This is a genomic window from Botrimarina colliarenosi (genome assembly GCF_007859955.1).
Taxonomy (GTDB): Bacteria; Planctomycetota; Planctomycetia; order Pirellulales; family Lacipirellulaceae; genus Botrimarina; species Botrimarina colliarenosi.
This window is the reverse complement of record NZ_SJPR01000011.1, coordinates 12,546-32,496: the sequence shown is the minus strand read 5'-3', so window position 1 is coordinate 32,496 and position 19,951 is coordinate 12,546. Positions and strand designations below refer to the sequence as shown.

At 65.8% G+C, this 19,951-nt stretch carries 15 protein-coding genes; 8 read left to right on the top strand and 7 right to left on the bottom strand.

Annotated features, from left to right (window positions below):
- Positions 1-331: 331 nt before the first annotated feature.
- Positions 332-1,366 carry a transglutaminase-like domain-containing protein gene (locus Pla108_RS20220; protein ID WP_146446799.1) on the bottom strand — a complete coding sequence of 345 codons (1,035 nt, stop codon included), beginning with the start codon at positions 1,364-1,366 and terminating at the stop codon, positions 332-334.
- A 272-nt stretch (positions 1,367-1,638) separates the two neighbouring features.
- Positions 1,639-2,031 carry a hypothetical protein gene (locus Pla108_RS20215; RefSeq protein ID WP_146446798.1) on the bottom strand — a complete coding sequence of 131 codons (393 nt, stop codon included), beginning with the start codon at positions 2,029-2,031 and terminating at the stop codon, positions 1,639-1,641.
- Between the two features lie 397 nt (positions 2,032-2,428).
- Here Pla108_RS20215 and Pla108_RS20210 point away from each other — a divergent pair, with 397 nt between their 5' ends.
- From Pla108_RS20210 to Pla108_RS20200, 3 genes are all read left to right on the top strand, one after another.
- Positions 2,429-3,331 carry a hypothetical protein gene (locus tag Pla108_RS20210; protein ID WP_146446797.1) on the top strand — a complete coding sequence of 301 codons (903 nt, stop codon included), beginning with the start codon at positions 2,429-2,431 and terminating at the stop codon, positions 3,329-3,331.
- Between the two features lie 205 nt (positions 3,332-3,536).
- Positions 3,537-4,463 (top strand): aminotransferase class IV, encoded by a 927-nt coding sequence (locus tag Pla108_RS20205; protein ID WP_146446796.1) that lies wholly within the window; start codon positions 3,537-3,539, stop codon positions 4,461-4,463.
- Positions 4,464-4,518: 55 nt separating this feature from the next.
- Positions 4,519-5,526 carry a hypothetical protein gene (locus tag Pla108_RS20200; protein ID WP_146446795.1) on the top strand — a complete coding sequence of 336 codons (1,008 nt, stop codon included), beginning with the start codon at positions 4,519-4,521 and terminating at the stop codon, positions 5,524-5,526.
- Here the strand turns inward: Pla108_RS20200 and Pla108_RS20195 are convergent.
- Both Pla108_RS20195 and Pla108_RS20190 read right to left on the bottom strand, forming a co-directional pair.
- Positions 5,520-6,404 (bottom strand): radical SAM protein, encoded by an 885-nt coding sequence (locus tag Pla108_RS20195; protein WP_146446794.1) that lies wholly within the window; start codon positions 6,402-6,404, stop codon positions 5,520-5,522. The two genes, Pla108_RS20200 and Pla108_RS20195, sit on opposite strands and share 7 nt — an antisense overlap.
- Before the next feature lie 152 nt (positions 6,405-6,556).
- Complete coding sequence (locus tag Pla108_RS20190) at positions 6,557-9,811, bottom strand: beta strand repeat-containing protein (RefSeq protein WP_146446793.1); 3,255 nt, start codon at positions 9,809-9,811, stop codon at positions 6,557-6,559.
- Between the two features lie 480 nt (positions 9,812-10,291).
- Between Pla108_RS20190 and Pla108_RS20185 the strand changes: the two genes are divergently transcribed.
- The 3 genes from Pla108_RS20185 to Pla108_RS20175 all read left to right on the top strand — a co-directional run bounded on the left by Pla108_RS20185 (position 10,292) and on the right by Pla108_RS20175 (position 14,594).
- The gene (locus tag Pla108_RS20185) at positions 10,292-12,112 is read left to right on the top strand and encodes an alpha/beta hydrolase (RefSeq protein WP_146446792.1); all 1,821 of its coding nucleotides are present in this window, start codon (positions 10,292-10,294) and stop codon (positions 12,110-12,112) included.
- A gap of 317 nt (positions 12,113-12,429) precedes the next feature.
- Positions 12,430-13,479: a glycosyltransferase family 2 protein gene (locus tag Pla108_RS20180; protein WP_197526754.1), complete on the top strand. Its 1,050-nt coding sequence runs from the start codon at positions 12,430-12,432 to the stop codon at positions 13,477-13,479.
- A 158-nt stretch (positions 13,480-13,637) separates the two neighbouring features.
- Positions 13,638-14,594 carry a glycosyltransferase family 2 protein gene (locus tag Pla108_RS20175; protein ID WP_197526753.1) on the top strand — a complete coding sequence of 319 codons (957 nt, stop codon included), beginning with the start codon at positions 13,638-13,640 and terminating at the stop codon, positions 14,592-14,594.
- A 6-nt stretch (positions 14,595-14,600) separates the two neighbouring features.
- Here the strand turns inward: Pla108_RS20175 and recG are convergent, their stop codons facing one another.
- From recG to rnhA, 3 genes are read right to left on the bottom strand one after another with little or no spacing between them, the layout of a single operon-like run.
- Entirely contained in the window at positions 14,601-16,679 is a 2,079-nt protein-coding gene (recG, locus tag Pla108_RS20170) for an ATP-dependent DNA helicase RecG (protein WP_146446789.1), read from the bottom strand.
- A gap of 58 nt (positions 16,680-16,737) precedes the next feature.
- A complete protein-coding gene (locus Pla108_RS20165; RefSeq protein ID WP_146446788.1) occupies positions 16,738-17,214 on the bottom strand; it encodes a macro domain-containing protein in 477 nt (158 codons plus the stop codon).
- A gap of 38 nt (positions 17,215-17,252) precedes the next feature.
- A complete protein-coding gene (gene rnhA, locus Pla108_RS20160) occupies positions 17,253-17,810 on the bottom strand; it encodes a ribonuclease HI (RefSeq protein WP_146446787.1) in 558 nt (185 codons plus the stop codon).
- An 87-nt stretch (positions 17,811-17,897) separates the two neighbouring features.
- On the opposite strand from rnhA, the gene Pla108_RS20155 reads away from it, so the two are divergent.
- Both Pla108_RS20155 and lptE read left to right on the top strand, forming a co-directional pair.
- On the top strand, positions 17,898-19,298 hold the full coding sequence (locus tag Pla108_RS20155; protein ID WP_146446786.1) for a tetratricopeptide repeat protein: 1,401 nt from the start codon (positions 17,898-17,900) through the stop codon (positions 19,296-19,298).
- A gap of 31 nt (positions 19,299-19,329) precedes the next feature.
- On the top strand, positions 19,330-19,899 hold the full coding sequence (gene lptE / locus Pla108_RS20150) for an LPS assembly lipoprotein LptE (RefSeq protein WP_197526752.1): 570 nt from the start codon (positions 19,330-19,332) through the stop codon (positions 19,897-19,899).
- The last annotated feature ends 52 nt before the right edge of the window (positions 19,900-19,951 follow it).

Sequence of the window (19,951 nt, the reverse complement as noted above, 5' to 3'; positions counted from 1 at the left end):
AAGTAACCGTCGCGCTAGAATGACCCGTAGGCAATAAATCGTGCGTCACGGACACCCGAAAGTTCCCTGCGGCGGCCTGACCACCGCCCGCATTTTGTTGGTTTGCGAAGTCACCGCGGGTGCCTCATCCGCTGCGCCGAAGAGCAAGGCTAAATCTGCTGAGGTCGTGACGACCTCCGAGGATAAGCAGCCCCCGACTGGGGAACGCTGAGCCAGTTTCCGGAGTTCGCTAGGCCACCGAGGCGCCGCTCACCTCGGCGGCGACCAAACCACTACGCTCACAAGCAGCACGCTCTAGCGGTTACAGCCGCATGAATCGGGACGGCGGCCTTTACTGCACGATCTCGCGCAAGTACTGCACGCTCGGCTTGCCGGCGCCGCGGGTCGCGGGGTACGCGATCAGGTAGTCGGTCACGTAGCGCAGACTTTCCCGCTTCTCGGGGACCCGGAAGTCGTCCCCCTTCTGCAGGATCGGGCGGGCGATCGGCATCTCGCCGAAGGCGCGCGTGCCGGCGCTCTCGGCGGGCAGCCAGACGCCTTCTTCGTCGTCCTCGCCACGCTGCAGGTAGAACTCGGGGTAGGCGTGCTCGTTGACCCACACCATGCGGGCCGGCACGCCGCTCGCGCGGCAGAGGGCGGCGAACAACGCGCTGCGGCCATGGCAATCGGCCGACCCGGCCTCGAGCGACGTCAGGGCGCTGGTGTCGGGACCTTCGAGGTACTCGACGTGGTCCATGACATAATCGTATAGCGCCTCGACGCGGCGCCAGTCGCTCGGCGCCGCTTCGGCCTCCTCCAATTCGTCCTCGATCTCACGAGCGAGGCGCTTGATCTTGGGGTGCTTCGACTCGATGAACGGGCTCGGCCCGATGTAGCCCCGCAGGCCGCGCGGCACGCGGCGGGGGATGACGTACTGCGCCTCGTCGGCTTCGCTCGGTGGGAGGGTCGTGCGGGTCGTCACCTCGTAGGTGAGGATCGCCCGCCCCTCGGCGCCCGCGTCGAGGAACGGGATCGAGACCAGCATCTGCCGCGCGTTGCCGCCCGCCAAATCACGGAAGGTCGCCTTCACGCCGGGGGAGAAATCCTCCTCGACGAGGCGGACGTGCTGCTCGGCGCACTCGATCGGGACGGCGACCATCGCCAGGATGTCGCGACACGCCCCCCGCTTGGCGGTGATGACCGTGCCGACACGGAAACGCACCGTCGTCTCGACAGGTTCTTCCGGCGCTTCGGGCGTTTCAGAAGCGTAGCCCGCGGTGTAGGGGACGGGCGCGTCGAGCAACTGGGCCGACGCGTTCGGGCTGAACAAGGCCGGCACGGTGGCGCCCAGCAAGGCGAGACCGAGCAGGGGAAATCGACAAGGCATGGCGAATGGCGTCGAAGGAACGCCCTCGGCGGCTTCTCAGGCGCCGCGATCGGCTCCGGGGAACCGATCGGGAGACGAGCCGGGAGGGAGGATGGGTCCTTCCAGTTTACGCCGCCACAGCCGAAAAGGCCGCAACCAACAAAAAAACCATCCCCCCGCCGATTCGCTCAGGACGGGCGAAAAAGCGGGGGGATGGCCAGAAGGGGGGCGGGCCGCGGCGTCTTTGGGAGGGCGACGGCGACGCCTAGCGTCTCGTGAGCTTGTGAATCGACTCAGTTGCCATTGAGCGGCTGCGGGCCGGGCATCGACGACGAGGCGTTCGGATCGACCAGGTAGCCGCCGTCCGAGGGCATGGCGTAGCCACCGCTGCAGCTCTCACAGCCCGCTGCGCCGGGGGACCAGCCGCTGTCGTACGACGGGCCACCGTAGCCCACCGAGTAGTTGCAACCGGGGTCGTAACCGGCGTAGCTGCAACCCGGGTCGTACGCCATCGGGGCGACGGCCATCGGGGGCGGGGCGTAGGCCATCGGCGCGGGCGCCGCGAGGGCCGAGCCGCCGCATTGTGCGCCGCGGCAGACGAAATCGCGCAGCCGGCGGCAGCAGCCGCAACCGGTCGTGCTAGAAACAACGGTAGTAACGATACAAAGGGCGATCAGTTTCTTCATGGCGGCTTCCTTACGGCGGGGCGATGCACACGCTAAGGCGCGGCTTCGCGAACGGGCCGCGACACGCCACCGTCGCGGCTTCGAGGGGGGGGAGGGCGTAGGCGTCACATCCCGTGACGCGGCCGGCGAGACACGCGGTCTCGTTGAAGCTGCGAAACAGTACCCCACGCCGCGTGGTGTGCAAATGAAACCGTTGATTTTTTTCAACATCGTTACGGCGCACCCCCCAAAGCGCGGGTAAGTTACTCGGTCCGCCCCCTCGACGCCGCCCCATTTCCTTGCGCCGATGAGTCGTCCTGCCTCGCAACCCGTTCGTCAGCTCGCCATCGTTGCGGTCTGCCTAGTCGCATCGATTGCGACGGCTGATTGCGTTAGGCCGGCCGATCGCGTTTTACTCGTGAGCACCCGCCCCGCCGGTTGCTCGACCGACGCCGCACGCGTCGCGCAGGGAGTCGAAGCCTCCGAGCGGATCGATGGCCGCTGGAACGCCAGCCCGTTCGATTCCCTGATGGAATCGCTCGACCCGACGCGGCCGATCGTCGTCTACGTCCACGGCAATCAGATCACCGCGTCCGCCGCCCGGCAGCGCGGCCTCGACGTCTACCGTCATCTGGTCGGTTGCGCCGAGGACGAACGGCCGATCCAGTTCGTCATCTTCTCTTGGTGCTCGGACAAGGTGCCGGGCCTGCTCCGCGACTACCGTGAGAAGGCGGCGCGCACCCGCCCGGTCGCTTGGCAACTCGCGTGGGTGTTCGACCACCTGCCGTACGGCTCGCACGTCGGCCTGCTGGGTTATAGCTACGGCGCCCGCGTCAGCAGCGGCGCCGCCCACTTGATGGCGGGCGGCTCGCTGAGCGGCCTGCGTTACGCCACGGATTGCTCCGACTGCCGGGTCAAGTCGGTGCGGGCCGTCTTCCTCGCGGCCGCCTACGACGCCTGCTGGAATTCGCCGCGATCGTATCACGGCATGGCGCTCGAGCGGATCGACTCGCTGCTCACGACCATCAACCCACGCGACCCCGCGATGCGGTTCTACAAATGGGTGCCGACCGAAGCGAATCCGCCGGCCCTTGGTGGCGATGGCCCGAAGGGTCTGACGCGCGAGCAAGCGTCGCGTGTCCGGCTCTTGCCGGTGGCGAACACGGTCGGGAAGAGCCACAACCTCTACGACTACCTGGCGGCCCCGGGCGTGATGCGGATGGCGTGGCGGCGGCTGGCGTTCGCTGACGAGTCGCTCGAGCCGCAGGTCGCTGGTGAGGACACGCCCGCCGAGGACCTTGCCGTCGTCGTTGGAGAGTGAGCCTCTTTCTCCCCTCCCTTTCAGGGAGGGTTTGGTGGGTCGGGACAGGAGCGTTGTCCTGTGCTGAACGCGAAGACCCTCCCCTAGCCCCTCCCTGCAAGGGAGGGGGAAAATCGCGCCTTGTACTCGTAGCTAAACCATCCGGCTACGATGTATGGGTTGGCGTCGGTGACGCCTCTCCTAATTTTTTCTAGACAGGCGTCGGATGGCGGAACGGCAGGCGTATCTCAACGGACAGTGGATCGACGACCGCGCCCTCGCGATCCCCGTCGAGGACCCTGGTTTCGCCCTCGGCGTGACGGTGACCGAACGGCTCCGCACCTTTGGGGGCCGGATCTGGCGGCAGGCCGAGCACGTCCGCCGGCTGCGCCGCTCGGCTCAGATCGTTGGCATCGATCCCTCCGTAGCGGATGAGATCGCCGCGGCAATCTCGGAGTTCATGCGCCGCCACGAGCCGCTACGCGCCGCCGCGGCGGCCAACGGAGTTGAGGACGATTGGGCGATTGTCGCGTTTGCGACACCGGGCGTCGGTGGCGTCGCGACACGCTGTGTGCATGGTTTCCCCCTCCCCTTCTCGACCTGGGCGAGCCAGTACGAATCGGGGGTGAGCGTCTGGACCAGCGATCACCGCCAGACGCCCGGCAACTGCTGGCCCGCCGAGCTGAAGTGCCGCAGCCGGATGCACTACTACCTCGCCGATCAACAGGCCCGCCGCCTCGAGCCGGGCGCCCGCGCAATCTTGCTCGACCAGGATGGCTACGTCGGCGAGGCCTCCACCGCGAACGTCGTCATCTACCGCGACGGCGAGGGGATCGTTTCGCCCCTCATGTCCAAGGTGCTGCCGGGCGTCAGTGTCGCGCTGCTGCGGGAACTGGCCGAAGCCGAAGGCGTGCCGTTCGTCGAACGCGACCTGACGATCGAGGAGTTCCGCGCGGCGGACGAGGCGTGGATGTCGAGCACGTCGATCTGCCTGCTGCCGATCGTCCGCTGCGACGGCCAACCAATGGGCGCCGGAACGCCCGGGCCGATGTACAAGCGGATGCTGGCGGCGTGGAGCGGGGTGGTTGGCCTCGACGTAGCGGAGCAGGCCCAGCGGCGGGCGGAGATTTCGCGCCGATTGTCGGCAAGCTGACGCGGGGCCGAGCGAACAAATCCGCAAGACACTACCCCGCCTCTGCGAGACCGCGATGACGACGCCGCTGACCCGAATACGGCTCTGGAACCGCCGCTGGTTTTTGCTGGTGAACCTGGGGCTGCTGCTGGCGATCGGGCTGTGGTGGTTGCTTTCAAGAGACGCGGCGGTGGCACGACTTCGCGCGGCGGGCGAACCGACTTGCTACGCCGACCTCGTCGCCGAAGCGATTCCCAGCGAGGCGAACGTCGCGGCGGGGCTGCGGGACCTGGCGCCGAAACTTAAGCAGGGTGAAGTCGCGGTCGCCGATGCGCTCGACCTTCTCGATAAGGGACCCTTCAAAGAGAAACAGGTCGAACAAGCTCGGCAGGTGCTGGAGCAGAACGCCGAAACCCTTGCCGCGGTGCGACTCGCAATCGAGCGGCCACGGTACGCCTCACTGCTTAAGATCGCTCAAGGCGCGGACCAAGAGCTCATCGACTACGGAAACCACTTGCGTTCGGCGGCGAGACTCTTGTCGCTCGAAGGGCGGCTAGCCATCGTCGATGGGAAGACCGACAAGGCGGTGGACGCAGTCGCAGCGCTGGCCCGACTTGGGAAGCTCTACGAGAGTGAGCCGGTAGTCATCAATCGAATGAAAGCCTGCGCGTATCAGAACTACGCCATCGATCTTGGGAAGCGCCTCGTCGAAAGTGGTCATCTCCCCAAGGCAGACGCCGGACGGCTCGACGCCGCTCTCGCCCCGCTGGAAGACCGGAGCGGCTTGGCAGAGTGCTTCCGTACCGAGCGCGCGTACTTCCTGGAGAAGTACAAGACGCTGCCATTTCCTGGTCGGATGTGGTTGGGGCAAAGCTCTAGTCTTCGCCTTTTTGAAGAAGCCATCGCTGAGGCGAGTAACCAGTTCGCCAAGCCAGGGCCGGGCGGGACCTTCTCTACCAAGTCTTCACTAACGGGATTGGCGTCGCTGTCGGCCCAAATGATCCGGTCAGCGTGGGAATCTGAGAACCGGACCGCGACGGAAGTTCAAGAACTGCGGGACAAGCTCGCCGAAACGGCTCAGTAACCGCTCGTCCCGTAGAAGCTCTCCGCCCGCAGCCCCGTCCGCCGGCGCACGCGGTCGCGGATCGCATCGACCGCTTCGTCCGACAGGGCGCCGACGATCGACTCGGCCGGTTTCCGTGCGACGGTGTAGACCTGCACCAGCTTGATCGCCCCGCCGGCGGCGGTTGTCTCGTTGAGGCGGTCGCAGTAGGCGTCGATTTCTCCGGGTGACGGCGCTTCGCCGGCGAGCCGTAGGAACAGTGACTGGATCACGAGCGGCCGCACTCGCGACGCGTTCGCCAGGTTGTTGAGCACCTGGCTGAACGGGACCTTCGTCCGCTCAATCGTGTGGTAGTAGGCCTCGGTGCCGGCGTCGAGCTTGGCCCACACCTCGCCGTTGTTCGCGTCGAGGATCGCGAGGCCGCGCTCAACATGCGGGCGGTGGAACATCGAGGCGTTGGTGATCAGCACCATCTTCGCTTCGTTTGCGGCGGGAAACTCGGCGCCGACCTCTTGCTTCACGTCCGCGGCGAGTTGCATCAACTCGTCGAAGTTCTTGTAGGTGGTTGGCTCGCCATCGCCGCTGAAGGCGATGTCGTTGAGCCGCCGCAAGGCCGCCGGCGTATCGGCGAACTTGGGCGTCTGGTAGAGGTCGCCCGACGCGACCGTCCGCAGCACGTCGCGCAGCTCGGTGAGTAGCTGGTCGGTCTCGACGAAGCGGCTCTCGCTCCGCGTCGAGCGGTCGACCTGGCAATAGACACAGTCGAAGTTGCAGACCTTGTCGGGGTTGAGGTTCACGCCCACCGAGATCCCCCCCGACCGTCGGCTCAGGACAGGATAGACGAAGCGGTTCGTGGCGAACCGGCGCTCGTGCTGGCTGTGGAGGGGATGGGTCTGCATCGAAACTCAGCGAAACATCAGAAAGGGCGCGAAGCAATGGAGCGTGGCCTAGCGGCGACGCCCATTGTACCCCGGTGCGCGCGCCGAGGCGTCCCCTCACGCCAGCCCCGCATCACCAGTCACCCGGACGCAATGGCCCGGGGAAGGCGGTGCTAGGCCCGCCGGAAACCTTGCGAGGCGGCGCCAGCCAAGAGAATCGCCAAGAGCAGCGAAGCCGGTTCAGGAACTGCCACCGCGGCGCTCGAGGCGCCGTAGTTCGCGCGCCACGTGTCGTAATCGCCTTCGGTGTAAGCGCCGCCGAGACCGTCACGCCACACCGTGTAGTCGGCGGCATTGACGAAGCCGTCGTTGTTGAAGTCGCCGGCCTGACCCGCGACGACGGCGATCGTGCCGTCGACCATGAGGTTGGCGAGGTCCCAGCTGAGGTTGGCCCCCAACGCCGGCAAGCCGTAGGCGTCGAACGCACCGCTGGCCTCGGTGAAGTCGAACAGATCGTACGAATCGCCAGCAACGAGGCCCGGCGCGCCGTCGGCAAGCTGCACCTCCAGAATGCCGCCCGCCGTGAGGCGGCCACCAACGTCGAGCCGATCGCTAGCGCCCGCCGTGCCGATCCCCAGCGATACCTTGGCGCCCGCCTCTAGGTCAACGTCGCCCGCGACGGCAAGCACCTCGGTCCCATAGAGAACCCCCCCGCCCGGCGCGAGCGGGTTGCCGGTGTACTCGCCCGCGATCCGGTAGAGATTGTCGACCTGAACGCGGCCGTCCTCGCGACCCGTGATCGCAAACGCCGCGAGGTCATCCGGGTCGGTAATCTGGCCGAAGCCGACGTCGGACGCCGCCAGCACGCCGCCATCGGCCCCGGTCGAGGTGTAGATGTCGATCGTCTTGGCGCCGTTGTCGACGACGAGCCAGACGTTCTGCCACTCACCGTCGGTCAGCGTGACGAGGTCGGTCCCGTTGAGCCGCAAGGCCGCGGCGCCGGGCGACCCGACGATCGAGGGCATGACCGAGTAGTCTTGCCAGGCGTTGTTGATACCCACGTTGGCGAGGCCGCCGGTCAGCCCAAAGACGGTGTCGGTGTAGGCGTTGCCTTCGTTCTTCACTTGGAGGAAGTAGGTGGCGGTGTCGCCATCGGCGAGGCTCTGGTCGGCCGCGAAGGCGTTCGCCAGGTCGGTCGCGGCGCCACGCCAACCGCCATTCCCCTGCGACGGCACGCCGACCGCCATCAGCGCCAAATTGCCCCGCCCAGCGCCGACAATCTGGCCGTTGGCGGTGCCGTCGAACACGCCGTCCCAGACGCCGCCGGTGGCGTCACCGCTGGAGTGGGCGCCGACGTTGCCGATTGTGTAGCTGTTGAAGTTGTCGATCAGGCTCGCCTGCGCGACGATCGGCAGCGCCTCGGCGCCGACCCGCAGCGTGCCGCCCGATCGGACGACGACCCCGCCAGAGAAGACGCCGCTGCCAACGATGGCCGAGCCGGCGCCGGCGGCCACTTCGCCGGCCACGTTCGAGCCGCTGAGCATGTTGAGCGTCTGGCCGCTCGCCAACTGCAGCGGGCTGCTCAAGCCCGAAACATCCAAGGTGGCGCCGGTACCGACCTGCACGTCCCCCGCGCCGAGAGTCCCCGATCCGACGAGTTTGAGCGTGCCGGCGTCGATCTGCGTGTCGCCGCTGTAGGTGTTCGCCGCCGAGAGCGCCACCACGCCCCCGCCCCGTAGCCGCAGTCCGTCGACGCCCGCCACCGGGGCGGCGATCTCATGCGAGCCGTTCATCGCGACGACCAAGGCGGCGCCCGAGAGCGTGATCGGCTGCGCGCCGCTTAGCTTGTAAGCATTGGCGTTGTTGAAATTGATCCGCGACATCATCACGGGCGTGTCGATCGCAACGGTCGCCGGCGCGTTGGCGGCGCCGAGAGCGGGGCCAAAGGTCGCTTCGCCGCCAGCGTTCGGCACGCCGGCGGTCCAGCTGCCCGCGTTGCTCCACGCGCCGCCGCCGTCGACTCCCCAGGCGTTGACGGTCGTCAGCGCCCCGGTCGCCTGGTTGAACGAGTAGGCGCCGTCACTCCACGTGCCGGCGTAGCCTTCGAATCCAGCGACCTGGAAGCCGCTGCCGTAGCTCGTATTCGCCGCGGTCACGAGCGTCCAAGAGTCGCTCGGCGACGAGGTGGCCTGCGACAGGTCGAGGTCGAACACGCCGTTCAGGGCGGTCGCCCGGGCGGTCGATCCGGTAATCGCGTTCGTCGCCCCCGCGGGACCGATCGCAAAGCGGAAGTTCGCGCCTTCGGCCAGCTCAAACCGAGACTGGTTCACCACATCGCCCACGAACGTATTGCTCGAAGACTTGAACCGGACGTAACGGGCGTTCTGCGTCGGTGAGTCGCTCACGGGGATCGTGATCGCGCCCGATCCCGACACGCTGGCGAGCAGGTCGATGTCGCCCTGCTTGGCGTAGAGCACCGAGTCGGATTCGACGCTCACCGCCCCGTCGAGTTGAAACGGACTGCCGAGCCCGCTGCGGTGCTGCACCCAGCCGCCGTCGAGCAACAGGTCGGGGATCGTCACGAGGGCGCCGCCTCCCTGGCCGCTGTAGTAGAGCCCGCCCAACGCGCCGTTCGTGTTCTCGACGGTGAGTGAGTCGCCATAGAACTTGTAGGCGTTGGAGCTGGCCGGCGTGCGGAGCTTGTAGTCGGCGGTGGTGTAACGATAGCCCGGGTGGGCGAAGTAGCCGTCGCTCCACCGCCCCATGTAATTGAACCCGCTCTGGCCGACTGGGTCGTCCGCCGTCTGCGCGACAGTCACACGCGAGCTCAGTGTGGATGGGTGGGTTGTCGAGCCGATCCCGAGGTCACCCCGCATCGCGTAAACAATCGCCACCTGCCGCTGCTTGTTGACCTCGCTCCCCTCGTTGTCGTAATTGAGGCCGTAGGGCCAGAAGTGGACGCCGTCGCCATTGATGGTGGCCTGCTCGCCGTCGAACTGCTTCACCTTCGCCAGACCCAGGGCGCCGGTCCAAGTCCCTCCCGACATGACGTTTCCCCACTGGCTCGACGGGAGGCCGAGGTAGTGCGCCAATTCGTGGGCGGTGACTCGTTCGTTCGGATAGGTCCCCCCGAAACCGATCGAGCCACCGTAACTAGCCTGCGCCGTGGGGATCCCGGCGTTGTAATAGACGTAGACGTCCCGGTTATCGAACCCCGTTGGAGAGTAGGCGTTGTAGCGGGCGACGACCGCTTGCATCGCGGCCTCAGCCGCTGCCTGGTGGGCCGCGTTCGGCCAACTGCCCCCCACCGTAAAGGTGAGCGCACCGGGCGCCGGCGTCGCGAGAACCGATACGCCGAGGAGAAGAAACAGCCGCCTTGTCCGCGCGACACGAAGCCCGCCGCCGTTGTCGGCGCAAGAAAAACCCATCGTTTGCCTACTTTCTGATCGGTCCGTGTCCCCACTGCGAATCGGATGCCGCCAGGGAGCGGGGTAGCGTCTCGCGAACGTTCCGGCCGTTCCAAGCCGGCGCTCTCCTGAGCGTAACCCGAGACCGGGTTAGTTCGCTACGCTTTTTTGAGCTTTTCGACGCATTCGGGCTCCGGTTGGCTTCCGATCGCCGGTGGCCGGTTGGCCTGGCGAGCCGCATTCTGAAGACGAGTCGGACCGCCAAGCCATGCTCCACACTCTCTCACACTCACCCTGCGGACCCGCCATGGCAGAAAGCGACTTCGCAATGCCATCCGTCGACAGGACATGACGCGGAGGCACATGACGACTGATTCATATTCATAGCGCACCTACGAGTGCGACAAGCAGTTGTCACACCACATCGACGAATTGTTGCATTCTGAGAAAAATGCGTTACACCGAGGAGCGTCCGATCGAATCTCATGCCCTGGAGGATTCATGACGCGAATTTCGCCGTTCTGTTGCCTCGCCTTGCTAACCGCCGCAATAGCGACATCGTGCCATGCCGCGCGCGTGCTTCAACTCCAGGAAGTTTTCGCTGCAGAAAAGCCAGCACCGGACGGGAACGCGCCGGGCTCGGGCTTTCTGCTTCACTTCGAATTGACGGTGCGATTTGACGATCCCATCGAGCACGCCATTGCCGAGGCCGAAATCCTGGTCTGGCGAGTTCCGGACGAAGGGGACACGTCGATACGCGTCGCGGCGCGTCAGCAAGCGACAGCCGAGGCCAGCGGGCTCTACCGGTTGGATCACAACACCGCGAAGAACCGCTCAACGTTTTCAGTAAATCTCGACGATCTGGCCCTGCAGCCCGGCGGGCATCGGCTTCTTTTTGAAGCGAGGATGTCGGACGCCACGGGGAGAGTCTCTTCCGTCGTTTCCGATCCGGTTAGGGTCAACGTCATTGAGCCTTCCGAAGTCACCGGCGTTCGCAATGAGGAACAGACGGAAACGCGGAATGTCCCGCAGATCTTGACGAAGATCGTGACCGTAACGCTTCCGGATGGAACGCAGCGAAATGAGGAGAGGGAGTACTACATGATGAAGCGTGTATCGGAGGTTCGCACCGTAACCGTTAGCGAGATCGAACCGGGGTCGTATTCTCGAAAGACGACTTACTCCACGGTATCGGCCCCGCCGATCGACACCACGGATCCCAACATTGCCGATGAACTCCGACGCATCAGAAGCTTGCATGGAAGCGAACGCGAACGGCTTCGGACCGTCTACTACGCGACAAACCGATCTGTCACCAACGCCGCATCCGACAACGTCGAGCGATTCGGGAATACCCTCTCCGGAGAGATGCATTACGGGTCTGCTGTCGTGCGGATTCCCCCTACCCACCGTTACGGCGACACGACCAAGGCGCCCTATTGGACCGTCTTCGACAATCCCGAGGAACACTTCCGAGTCCAGACCGTCAACGAACTCGATCAAGGTGATTTCTACACGGTCATGCGGAACCGCCTCGGCCAGACCGTCTCCGACGAGAGCCGCACCGGGAACGACGTGCTCCTCTATGTACACGGCTTCAACACGACCATGAAGTTTGCGCTGCTGCGGATGGCGCAGATTTCATTCGATGTCGGCTTCGCCGGAACGTCTTGCGCCTTCGTCTGGCCATCCGATGGCAGCAAACTGGGGTATTCCAAAGACCTCGCCGACGCCGACGCTAGCATCGATCGGCTCAAGGAGCTGCTCGTCACCCTCGCGCAGTCTTCGGGGGAAGGTCGCGTCCACTTGATCGCCCACAGCATGGGTAACTACATCGCACTGCAGGCGTTGCAGCGCGCCGCGGCAGAGCTCCCCACCTCTCCTGAGGGACGAAAGCCCTTTGGGCACGTGGTGCTCGCGGCGCCAGACGTTTGGCTGAACGACTTCAACCAATGGGCGCCGGCTACGGTCCGCCAAGCACAAAGCGTCACCTTCTATCATTGTGAAGATGACTGGGCATTGAAACTGTCTACGGGCAAGCATGGCGTGAAGGCCCGCGCAGGGCTCTCGTCGGTTCCCCTGATTGGACTCGACAGTGTTGATTGCAACGAGGCTAACACGACTTTCCTCGGACACAGCGCTTATGCGGACGCGAGTCCTCTGCTGTTCGATATACAAATGCTGCTTCAGAAGGACGCTCTTCCCGATCGGAGGCCACTGATGAAGCTGAGCGAGTTCACACCTGGCTATTGGTTTTGGCGAGCGCGGGCCGATCTAGCCCCGGTCATAGCGGTCTTGGACGCCGGCAGCCCCCTGCCCTGATGCCTGCGACCGGGATAGGTCTGTCGGGGGCGCGGGTTCCGCCCGCCGGCGGGCACGGCCCCGTCGCGTTCGGAGGGGCCGAGGCGCTGACCTTTCGTGCGAGTTCGCTGGAGACCGACTAGCAATCTTTTTTAGTCGATCTTGTTTGGGCGACCCTCTCCCCTCAGGCGTACCGAACGGCTCCCTGCTAGCGTCGTCATGGCTCGCCGTTGACCCGCCCTGCGGGTTCCTGTAATTCCCGCTACGCCAACCACTCCCGCCGGGGGTGAGGCTGGCTCTGCGTATTGGGAGGGGGGTGTCTTTACGAAGGAATGGCCATGGATCGGGCCGACGCGACCGTTTGTTTTGTGCCGCGCGAGGTGTTCAGCCAAACGCGACAATCGCTCGAAACCCTCTACCGTCGCACGCACGAGCCCTTCTCGCTGGTGTGTGTGGATGGGGCTTCGCCGCCCGACGTGGCCGAGTATCTGCGCCGCGCTGCGGTGCGGCTCGGCTTTACGCTGCTCCGCACCGACCGCTTCGTGACGCCAAACGAGTCGCGTAACCTCGCCGCCCGGTGGGCGATCGAGCGTCACGCGCCGCGGCACTTGGTGTTTGTCGATAACGACGTGATCGTCTCTAAGGGGTGGCTCGGCGCGCTGGTGAACTGCGCCGACGAGACCGGCGCCTGGGTCGTCGGACCGGCTTACTACGAGCAGCTCCCGGAGCGGAACCGACTCCACATGTTCGGCGGCGAGTGTCGGATCGAGACCGACGAGGCGGGCCGTCGCGCCTACTACGAAAAGCACCACTTGCCTCATGTTCCGGAGACGGAGATAGACGAACCCCTCGTCCGCCAGCCGACGGAGTTGATCGAGTTCCACACCGCCCTTGTCACTCGCGAGGCGTACGAGGCGATTGGACCGTTCGACGAGGGGCTTCACTGCAACTCCGAGCACGGCGACCTCTGCCTGTTGGTGCGTGAGGCGGGCCGCGAAATCTGGCTCGAGCCCGCGGCTAAGGTGACGTACACGCCGCCGCAACGGCTGAGTGAGGCCGACCGTGAGTTCTACTTCCTCCGCTGGAGCGAGGCGTGGTTGCAGGCCAATTCCCAACGGATGGCGGAGAAGTGGGGCCTCGACGCAGCGGACGACGGCAACGCCGAGGGCGCTTGGGTCGTCTCGCACCGCCGACAGGGGCTCAATTCGCTGGGTCAACTCCGCCGCCTCATTGGGCGAAAGTGGGCCAAATCAATCGAGAAGCGCATCGTCGATCCGATCGAGCGTTCGGCAAACCGCCGCGCCTACCCGTTCGAGCAGTTCGCCTTCCGGGCGCCGCCCCGAGTGACCGTGTTGCACGACGCCGTCGCTGTTGCGGCCGTCGCCTGAGTTTCCTTCGTTGCCGCGATTTTGTGCTTGCTCAGAACGAACCTACGGCCGCAACGCCACTGGCTAGCGCCGCTGCCCGGTGGCGACGCCCTGAAATGATCAACTCTGCAGCGACGGATGCTTCGATTCACTCTCACACGACACAAAGGCCTCGCGGCATGAGCATCCGTCACTTCCTCGAAGTCTCCGACACGGCGCGGCGCGATACGGCCCGCGTCGGGGTGGTGATCCCGGTCTACAACCGGAGGACCATCCTGCTAGAGACGCTACCGTTCGTGCTGCAGCAAACTCGGTTGCCCGATCAACTCCTTATCGTCGACGACGGATCGACCGATGGAACGGCCGAAGCGGTCGAGGCTTGGCTTCGGCAGAGGGACCCCGCCTTGTCGTGGCGCGTCCTACGACTGCCGCATCGCACGGCCGCAAGCGCCCGCAAACAGGCGTACGCATCGCTCGAGCCGGTCGATTACATAACGTTCCTCGACTCGGACGATCACTGGCCGGCTGACTTCTTGGAGCGGACCATCGCCGCCCTCGACGCCAACCCCGAGACGTCGGTTGCCATCGTCGATCGCCGCTACACCGATCTGCAAGAGACCAGCGGCGGCTTCCGCGATGCGACGCCGTTGGTCGCCAACCCGATCCCCCACCTGTTCCGCTACGGCGCCGGCGTGGCGTCGTGCACGCTCCTGCGCGCCGCTGCCTACGAGGCGGTCGGAGGATGGCAGCCCGATCTCGAGACCAGCGAAGACACGATGCTGTTCTCGCAGCTTGCGCAGGAGGGACCGTGGGTCCATGCCGTTGGCGAGCCGGTCGATTTCTATCTCGGCAACGCGAAGAGCCGCGGCGAAGAGAACAACCTCAGCCGCCGGTACGCCTACAACAGCTTTCTCTGGGCGCGGGCCCACGAGGTGGTGTTCGAACGCGTCCGCCAGCGTGACCCGGCGATCGACGAGCGGCCGCTGCGACGCTTCATCGCCCGCTACTGGTACATCGCCGGCAAAGAGCTTCTGGCGCTCGGCCACGTGAAAGGAGCGCGCGGCTGCTTCGCCCGTTCGGTCCGATGGAAGCGTCTGCAGTACCACGGCTGGCGACGGCTGCTGACGGCGGCCTAACCGCTGTCACCCCACGTCGCCCAGCTCTAGCGAGTCGCCGTAGCGCCGCAGCATCTGCTTGCGGAGCAGCTTGTGCTCGGACGCCTTGAGTCCGGGGTCGGTGGCGAACAACTCGGCCGCCGCGGTGCGGGCTTCGATGAGCACGTCGCGGTCGCGCACCAAGTCGGCGATCCTTAGTGGCGGCAAACCGGTCTGACGGTCGCCGAACAGATCGCCCGGGCCACGCAATCGAAAATCGATCTCGGCCAGATCGAACCCGTCGCTCGTCTGCTCGAAAGCCTGCAGCCGTGACAGCGCAGCGTCGGACAACTCGTGTGGCAGGAGCAGGCCGCAGATGCCCGGGTGCCGGCCCCGGCCGACGCGGCCGCGGAGCTGGTGCAGTTGGCTCAAACCAAAGTGCTGCGGCGAGGCGATCACCATCGCTGTGGCGTTGGGGACATCGACGCCAACCTCGATGACGGTCGTGCTTACCAGGACCTGCGTCGCGCCGCCGCGGAAGCGTTCCATGACGGCGTCCTTCTCCGCAGGCGTGAGTCGCCCGTGCATCAGGCCAAGGCGATAGCCGGCTAGCTCGCCATGCGTCAGCTCGGCGAACGAGCGTTCGGCGCTGGCGGCGTCGATCGCCTCGGAGTCGTCGATCAGCGGCGCGACGACGTACGCCTGCCGACCCTCCGACAGCTGCTGGCGGACGTGCTCCCACCACTTCCCTTCAACGGCTGGTTCGACAAGATAGGTCCGCACCGGCTGGCGCCCCGGCGGCATGTCCCGGATGCTCGACACCTCGAGGTCGCCAAACTGAGTCATCGACAGCGTCCGCGGGATCGGCGTGGCGGTCATCACCAGGTAATGCGGCGAGCGGTTCCCCTGCCTCAGCAGGGCCCGCTGGCGGACGCCGAACTTATGCTGTTCGTCGATGACGGCGAGGCCGAGCTTGGCGAACTCGACTTTCTCTTGCAGCAGGGCGTGCGTGCCGATAGCGAGATCAACGTCCCCCGCAGCGATCCCGGCGCGGACCTCTGCTTTCTCCTTCTCGGTCATGCCGCCGACCAGCAGCCGCGACCGCACACGGCTCGCCCGCAGCATCGCGGCGAGCGTCTGGTTGTGCTGTCGGGCGAGCACCTCGGTCGGCGCGAGCAGCACCGCTTGCCATCCGACGGCGACGCAGGCAAGCATCGCGTAGAGGGCCACCACGGTCTTGCCCGAGCCGACATCGCCCTGCAACAAGCGGTTCATCGGTTGATCGCTGGCGAGGTCGGCGACCACGTCGTCGATCGCCGCCTGCTGGCCCGGCGTCAGCTCAAAGGGGAGCAGCCGCTCGATCCGCGCATCGAGCCGCGTATCGACCACGATCTCTGGCGCGCTGAACGACACGCTCTGCTGGTGCCGCCGCGCCGCGAGGGCGAGTTGCAGCACGAAGAGCTCTTGGAAGACGAAGCGCCGGCGGCCCGCGTCGCGCTCCGCCTCGTCCTTCGGACGATGGATCGCGCGGAGGGCGTCGCCGATCGGCAACAGGCCGTGCTTCGCCCGCAGTGCGCCGCTAAAAACCTCGTCGGGCAGATCGGCGAAGCCATCGACCGCCGCCGCCACGACGCGCCGCATCGTGTGCTGCGGCACGCCCTCGGTGAGCGGGTAGACGGGCGAGAGGTTCTCGCTGGCGGGGTCGTCGGCGGGGTCGTCGCCTAGCCAGGTGATACGCGGGTGGACCATCTCCCACCGCAGCCCGGCAAGCTTCGGCTTGCCCGAGAGCTGCACGCGCCGGCCGATCTTAAACTTGTCCTTGAGGAAGAGCTGGTTGAACCACATCGCCCGCATCGCGGCCGAGTCGTCCTCGACGACCACGCCGAGCCGGCTCTTGCCGAAGCCGGTGCCGCGTGCCTCGACATCGATCACTTCGCCGACGACCGTCTGCGGCAACTCGGCTTCGAGGTCGGCGATCTTGCGGCGGTCGCGGAAATCCTCGTAGTCGCGGGGGAAGTGGAACAGCAGGTCGGCAACGTGTCGGAGGCCGATCCCAGCGAGCGCGTCGGCCACCCGCCGCGGCACGCGCGGTAGTTGGGCGATCGGCGTGCCGAGTTCGGGAGCCACGCCCGCAGTCTACCGTGCCGAAGGGAGGGAACCACAGATGCACACGGATGAACGCGGATCACCCACGGCTCCGTTTCTTCCAGCGGACGATACGAACGAGACCGTTGAAGCTATCGTCGTGCATCGCCTCCTGCATCCATTGCAAAACGATCGCCTCTTTCCGACCACCGGACCCGGCGCCGATCAGCGGAAAGGCGATCGACTCGTAGCGCTCTGCACGGGCAATCATCAAAGCGTTCTTGACTGATTCTTGGACCGAGAATCGCGTGGCTCGCCACAGGAGGTTGATGCCGGCCACGTGGATTATGCCCCGAAAGGGAAGGCGTCCGGCTGTTGTCAGTCTCGCTTGACCAAGAGGAAGTGACCCCGTCCTGCCAATCTCGCGGAACGGCTGGAGTCCGCCACGGCGTTTGATGGCGCCCGAGACGCCTTGAGGCAAAAGCAACCACCAAGGAATGATGTTTCGATTCCAAGCGTTGACGATCACGTCAACGTCTTGATCGAGCAGGTCGCCATCGACGACTTCCAACTTCATCGGTAATTATCCGTGTCCATCGGTGGTTCCCCCACGAATCACAAATACTGCTGATAAGCCGCCACGGCGAGCTCGTCGACGCGGTCGTTCTCCGGGTGGCCGCTGTGGCCGGCGACGCGGGTGTACTTGATCGTGTGCTTGGCGGCGAGCTCGTCGAGCTGCTGCCAGAGGTCGACGTTCTTCACGTCCACCAACCGGCCCTTCTCCTTCCGTTTCCAGCCGTTCTTTTTCCAACCCTTCATCCACTCGCTGAGCCCCTTGCCGACGTAGACGCTGTCGGTGAACAGCTCGACGTCGGTCGGCCGGTTGAGGGTCGAGAGCCCCTCGACGACGCCGCGGAGCTCCATGCGGTTGTTGGTGGTGTGGGGCTCGCCGCCGGAGCCTTCGAGCTTTTTGCCCGTGGAGGGGTGCACCAGCAGGAAGGCCCAGCCGCCGGGGCCGGGATTTCCGCTGCAACCGCCGTCGGTATAGAGGTGGACCAAAGGAGGGACGTCGGGCTGGAGGGGAGGGGTCGTGAGGGTTGGCGTTTTAACCCCCTCGGCGCGGCAGGGGGAGGGTTCGGATAGCGGCCGGCCGGCGCCAGCACGCCGCGGCATTTCTCTTGACGCGCCCCGCGGTCGGCTCCTACGGTCCGCCACCCGCGCCGCCGCTGCGCCCCCGTCGCCCCCGGCCGACTGAACGCCATGCTACGAAAGACGCTGCTAGCACTCGCTCTCACTTCACTCGTGACGCCCGTCGTTGCGTGGGAGATTCCGTTCTTCGGCGGCTCCGAGGACGAAGCCGCCGCCGACAAGGGCGATCGTGTCGGTGGTCGTGATTGGTGGCGCAAACACAAGAAGCAGGCGATTATCGTCCCCGGGAAGGGCTACGAGGTGCCGGGCTTCGACGGCTACTTCGACGGCAACGGCGTGCCGATCGCGGCGTCGGTCGACGAGCAGACGATCCATCTCGACAACAAACTCGAGCGCGAAAAAGGCCTGCTGCCGGGGCTCGATCCCAAGACGGCGGTCACCCGCGTCCGCGCGGCCGCCGGTTACGGGCCCGACCAACAAACCGCTGAAACGCTGTTCAAGGAAGGCGTCGCCCTGTTTGAGGAAGGCAAGTACGACCCGGCCGCTGTCAAATTCGAGGCCGCGGCCAATCGTTGGCCGGGGACCGAGCTCGCCTCCAAGTCGTTGTTCAACCTCGGCGAGTCGTACTACTTTGCCGACAAGTACAAAGACGCGTCCGACGCTTATGTGCAGCTGCTCGACAAGCACCCCAGCACGCCGAAGCTTGACGCGACCATCGAGCGGCTGTGGAAGATCGCCCAGTACTGGGAGCAAACCTACTTCGGCGAGTCGTGGCACGCGCCGCTCGACTACCGGCCGTTCGCCCAGACCGTGCCGACGCTCGACACGGTCGGCCACGCGGTGCGGCTCTACGACGCGATCCGCTTGAACGACCCGACCGGCCCCCGCGCCGACGACGCGATCATGGCGACCGCCGAGGTCTACCGCCGACGCAACCGCTTCGCCGACGCCGACTACCACTACTCGCTGCTCCGCCACGAGTATCCGCGGAGCGAGCACCAGTTCGAGGCGCATCTGCTCGGGCTGCAGGCGAAGATGCTGCTCTACCACGGCCCCGAGTACGACAGCTCACCGCTGCTCGACGCGAAGCGGCTTGAAGAGCTAACACGGATCAACTTCTCCGGCCGGCTCACCGACGAGCAGCGCAACCAGCTCACCGAGATGCGGGCCCAGATCGCCCGGGCGATTGAGGAACGCGACCTCCAGATGGCGGCCTACTACGAAGGGACCGAGCACATCGCCGCCGCGAAGTACTACCTCAACCGGGTCGCGAAGAAGAACCCCGACAGCCCCGCCGCCGAGCAGGCGCGGACTAAGCTCGCCGAGATTCAGGGGTTACCCGACTCGCCTGAAGTGCCGATGGAGTGGCTCGTCAATCTGTTCCCGGAGAACAAGCAGTACGAGTCGATCAACTCGGTGCAAGAGATCCCCGCCGCGACCCTGTCGCCCGACGGGGGGCAGACCATGATCGCCGAAGGGCCCGCCCCCGGCGGTGAAACAACCACTCGTTAACGCGTCACCGCCCGGTGGACCGGCTCACTCCGTGCTGCGATTCAACTTGCTCCGCCACCCGCATCGCCGCCTTGTCTTGCTCGCCCTCTGCCTGACGGCGGGCTGCGCCGGCTACCGCTCTGGCTCACGATCGCTCTACGCCCCGGACGTCGCAACGATTTTCGTGCCGATGGTCGAGTCGGACAGCTTCCGCCGCGACCTGGGCGAACGGCTCACCGAAGCGCTCGTCAAAGAGATCGAGCTCAAGACCCCCTACAAGGTCATCAACTCTCCGAACGCCGACAGCGTGCTGGAGGTCCGGCTCCGCAGCGACCGACGGAGCGTGCAGGCGGAGGACCAGTTCGACAACCCGCGTGTCTTTACGGGCGAGCTGCGGGCCGAGGTGACGTGGCTCAACCGCCGTCGCCTGCCCTTGGGCCCGGTGCAGGTGCTCCCCCTCCCCGAGGGCTTTACCGGCACGGCGCTGCCGACCAGCGCGATTGGCGTCGGCCAATCGACCCCGCTGATCCCTGAATCGGGCCAGACGGTCGCCTCGCAGCAGCAGTTGGCGATCGCCCGCTTGGCGGAGCAGATTGTTGGGGTGATGGAAGAGCCCTGGTGAGGCCTTCGTGGAAGTCCGACGGCGCGGGGTTATAATCTTTGCGAGATAGCCC

Coding starts and splice junctions, on each gene's coding strand:
- Pla108_RS20220 (WP_146446799.1), bottom strand. CDS start 1,366: ATGCCTTGTCGATTTCCCCTGCTCGGTCTCGCCTTGCTGGGCGCCACC.
- Pla108_RS20215 (WP_146446798.1), bottom strand. CDS start 2,031: ATGAAGAAACTGATCGCCCTTTGTATCGTTACTACCGTTGTTTCTAGC.
- Pla108_RS20205 (WP_146446796.1), top strand. CDS start 3,537: ATGGCGGAACGGCAGGCGTATCTCAACGGACAGTGGATCGACGACCGC.
- Pla108_RS20200 (WP_146446795.1), top strand. CDS start 4,519: ATGACGACGCCGCTGACCCGAATACGGCTCTGGAACCGCCGCTGGTTT.
- Pla108_RS20195 (WP_146446794.1), bottom strand. CDS start 6,404: ATGCAGACCCATCCCCTCCACAGCCAGCACGAGCGCCGGTTCGCCACG.
- Pla108_RS20190 (WP_146446793.1), bottom strand. CDS start 9,811: ATGGGTTTTTCTTGCGCCGACAACGGCGGCGGGCTTCGTGTCGCGCGG.
- Pla108_RS20185 (WP_146446792.1), top strand. CDS start 10,292: ATGACGCGAATTTCGCCGTTCTGTTGCCTCGCCTTGCTAACCGCCGCA.
- Pla108_RS20180 (WP_197526754.1), top strand. CDS start 12,430: ATGGATCGGGCCGACGCGACCGTTTGTTTTGTGCCGCGCGAGGTGTTC.
- Pla108_RS20175 (WP_197526753.1), top strand. CDS start 13,638: ATGAGCATCCGTCACTTCCTCGAAGTCTCCGACACGGCGCGGCGCGAT.
- Pla108_RS20165 (WP_146446788.1), bottom strand. CDS start 17,214: ATGAAGTTGGAAGTCGTCGATGGCGACCTGCTCGATCAAGACGTTGAC.
- rnhA (WP_146446787.1), bottom strand. CDS start 17,810: ATGCCGCGGCGTGCTGGCGCCGGCCGGCCGCTATCCGAACCCTCCCCC.
- Pla108_RS20155 (WP_146446786.1), top strand. CDS start 17,898: ATGCTACGAAAGACGCTGCTAGCACTCGCTCTCACTTCACTCGTGACG.